This is a genomic window from Thermomonospora catenispora (assembly GCF_006363815.1).
GTDB classification, from domain to species: domain Bacteria; phylum Actinomycetota; class Actinomycetes; order Streptosporangiales; family Streptosporangiaceae; genus Thermomonospora; species Thermomonospora catenispora.
On the sequence record NZ_RRYT01000075.1, the window covers coordinates 1 to 3,456 of the forward strand.

The 3,456-nt window shown below is 70.0% G+C and carries 3 protein-coding genes; 2 read left to right on the forward strand and 1 reads right to left on the reverse strand.

Annotation, left to right across the window (positions count from 1 at the left end):
- Positions 1–298 precede the first annotated feature (298 nt).
- Positions 299–1,126 carry an SDR family NAD(P)-dependent oxidoreductase gene (locus EIO00_RS23840; protein WP_140182671.1) on the forward strand — a complete coding sequence of 276 codons (828 nt, stop codon included), beginning with the start codon at positions 299–301 and terminating at the stop codon, positions 1,124–1,126.
- A gap of 13 nt (positions 1,127–1,139) precedes the next feature.
- Here EIO00_RS23840 and ctaD read toward each other — a convergent pair whose 3' ends face one another.
- Positions 1,140–2,867, reverse strand: coding sequence for an aa3-type cytochrome oxidase subunit I (ctaD, locus tag EIO00_RS23845; protein WP_140182673.1), 1,728 nt, complete (start codon positions 2,865–2,867; stop codon positions 1,140–1,142).
- A gap of 152 nt (positions 2,868–3,019) precedes the next feature.
- Here ctaD and EIO00_RS23850 point away from each other — a divergent pair.
- The coding region (locus EIO00_RS23850) for a 2-thiouracil desulfurase family protein (protein WP_140182675.1) at positions 3,020–3,456 on the forward strand (437 nt) is incomplete at its 3' end.

Sequence of the window (3,456 nt, forward strand, 5' to 3'; positions counted from 1 at the left end):
GGCCCGCCGACGGGGCGGCCGCGTCCCCTCCGCCGCCCGGCGCCCCTCGTCCGATCGTCCCGGCCCGGTGCGCCCGGCCCGGGAGACGCCGCAGTCGACCGGGCCGCCCGCGGTCCGCTCTCCGCCGCCCGGCCCGTCCCCGGCCGAGGCGGGCTCATCCAGGGCGCCGGTGCGGCGACGGCCGGGCACGGTGAACGGCCGCCGCGGCGCACAGGGCAGGATGTGAGCACTAGACTTCCCCGACGTACTCGATGATCGGTCCAATAGCCGTCTCGGCCCGAGCCAGGGAGCCAGCCCAATGAACATCGCGATCGTGACCGGGGGCGCATCGGGCATCGGCCGCGCCATCGCCACCGAACTCGTCGCCCGCGGCGACACCGTGGTGGTCGCCGACCTCAACGCTCCCGGCGCCGAGAAGGTGGCCGACAGGCTCAACACCCTCGGCCGCGGCCGGGCCGTGGCCGCGGAGCTGGACGTCACCGACCCCGAGGCGGTCACCGCCCTCTACACCGGCGTGCGCGACGAGCACGGGCGGCTGGACCTGGTCTTCAACAACGCCGGCATCGCGATCGGGGGCCTGGCCGAGGAGCTGACCCTCGACCACTGGAACCGCGCCATCGACGTCAACCTCAAAGGCGTCGTCCACGGCGTGCAGGCCGCATACCCGATCATGCTGGAGCAGCGCTCCGGCCACATCGTCAACACCGCCTCGCTGGCCGGGCTGGTGCCCATGCCGATGGGCATCCCCTACACCGCCACCAAGCACGCCGTCGTCGGCCTGTCGCTGGCGCTGCGCGCCGAGGCCGCCGGCACCGGCGTCAAGGTCAGCGTGGTGTGCCCCGGTTTCGTGGACACCCCGCTGCTGCAGAACATCAACCCCGACCTGCCCGCCACCCCGATGAGCGGCGACGGCCGCGGCGAGATCAAGAAGCAGGCCGGCGGCTTCTACAGCCCCCAGCGGCTCGCCCGCGACGTCATGCGCGGCGTCGACCGCAACCAGGCCATGATCGTCGCCCCCAGGATCGGCCGGGCCGCCTGGCGGGCCATGCGGCTCAGCCCCCTCGCCGCGATCCGCGCCGCCGCGTTCGCCGCCTCCCGCTACCGCCGCGAGCACCACGGCCGCTGACCGGGCGGCGCGGTCACCCCGACCGCGGCTCCCCCTCCGGCGGCGGCCCCTCCTGCGCCCCTCCGCCCACCTCGCCCCGGGCCCGGGAGCCCGAGCCCAGCTCACCGCTCTCCAAGGTGTGCGGGTAGTGCAGGTCGAACGCCGGACGCTCGGACCTGATCCGCGGGATGGCGTGGAAGTTGTGCCGCGGCGGCGGGCAGGACGTCGCCCACTCCAGCGAGTTCCCATACCCCCAGGGGTCGTCCGCGTTCACCCGCTTGCCGTGCCGGGCGGTGCGGTACACGTTGTAGAGGAAGAACAGCGTGGAGACCCCCAGCAGGAACGCCCCCGCGCTGGAGACCCGATTGAGGGCCAGGAACTCCTCCGGATAGTCGGCGTACCGCCGCGGCATGCCCTCCGCGCCCAGCCAGTGGTGCACCAGGAACGTGGTGTGGAAGCCGATGAACAGCGTCCAAAAGTGCCACTTGCCGAGCGTCTCGTTCAGCATCTTCCCGGTGAACTTGGGCCACCAGAAGTAGAAGCCGGCGAACATCGCGAACACCACGGTGCCGAACACCACGTAGTGGAAGTGGCCCACCACGAAGTAGGAGTCGTGCACGTGGAAGTCCAGCGGCGGGGAGGCCAGGATCACCCCGGTCAGCCCGCCGAACAGGAACGTCACCAGGAACCCGAGCGCCCACAGCATCGGCGTCTCGAAGCTGAGCTGCCCCCGCCACATGGTGCCGACCCAGTTGAAGAACTTCACCCCGGTGGGCACCGCGATCAGATACGTCATGAACGCGAAGAACGGCAGCAGCACCTGCCCGGTGGGGAACATGTGGTGCGCCCACACCGTCATCGACAGCCCGGCGATCGCGATCGTCGCCCCCACCATCCCGATGTAGCCGAACAACGGCTTGCGGCTGAACACGGGGATGACCTCGGTGATGATGCCGAAGAACGGCAGCGCGATGATGTAGACCTCCGGATGCCCGAAGAACCAGAACAGGTGCTGCCACAGCAGCGGGCCGCCGTTAGCCGGATCGTAGATGTGCGTCCCGAGATTGCGGTCGGCGTACAGCGCCAGCAGCGCCGCCGCCAGCACCGGGAACGCCAGCAGCACCAGGATCGAGGTGAGCAGGATGTTCCAGGTGAAGATCGGCATCCGGAACATCGTCATGCCCGGGGCCCGCATCCCCACGATCGTGGTGATGAAGTTGACCCCGCCGAGGATGGTGCCCAGGCCGGACAGCGCCAGCCCCATGACCCACAGGTCCCCGCCGACCTCCGGCGAGTAGGTCTTCTCCGTCAGCGGGGTGTACCCCGTCCAACCGAAGCTGGCCGCCCCGGAGGAGGTCAGGAACGAGGCCATCACGATCGTCCCGCCGAACAGGAAGAGCCAGTAGCTGAACATGTTCAGCCGGGGGAACGCCACGTCCGGCGCCCCGATCTGCAACGGCATGATCACGTTCCCGAACCCGATGAACAGCGGGGTCGCGAACAGCAACAGCATGATCGTGCCGTGCATGGTGAACATCTGGTTGTACTGCTCGTTGCTGATGAACTGCAGCCCCGTGTCCGCCAGCTCGGCGCGGATCACCAGCGCCATCACGCCGCCGATCAGGAAGAACACGAACGCGGTCGTCAGATACAGGTAGCCGATGACCTTGTGGTCGGTGCTGGTGATCCAATCGATGATCACCGACCCTCGGGGACGCCGCTGCGACGGCGTCTCCTGCAGCGGTCGACCGAGCAGTACCATGCCTGGCTCCCCGGGATGAGAACGTCATGGACACCGCTCTCCCTGTCCCCAATTGGCGCACTTCATGCACCGGTCACCGGAATCATGCGCTCTCGCGCAGCACTCCTTACTCACAGCTGAATCAGGCCGGCGCCGCGGGTAGCGTGAGAAGCGTGGAACGCGTCCTGGTCAGTGCCTGTCTGCTGGGCCGGCCCGTCCGCTACGACGGCCGCAGCAAGCCCGTCCACGCCGAGATCCTGGACCGGTGGCGGGAGGAAGGCCGGCTGGTGCCCTACTGCCCCGAGGTCGGCGGCGGCCTCCCCGTCCCCCGCCCGGCCGCCGAGATCAGCGGCACCGGCGGCGGCGAAGGCGTCCTGAACGGCACTGCCCGTGTGGTCACCGGCAGCGGGGAGGACGTCACCGACGCCTTCCTGCGCGGCGCCCACCAGGCCCTGGAGACCGCCCGGCGCTTCGGCGTCCGGGTGGCGGTGCTCAAGGAGTTCAGCCCGTCCTGCGGCGTCACCCAGATCAACGACGGCACCTTCACCCGCCGCCGCACCCCCGGCATCGGTGTCACCACCGCCCTGCTGGAACGCCACGGCATCCGGGT

Coding starts and splice junctions, on each gene's coding strand:
- ctaD (WP_140182673.1), bottom strand. CDS start 2,867: ATGGTACTGCTCGGTCGACCGCTGCAGGAGACGCCGTCGCAGCGGCGT.
- EIO00_RS23840 (WP_140182671.1), top strand. CDS start 299: ATGAACATCGCGATCGTGACCGGGGGCGCATCGGGCATCGGCCGCGCC.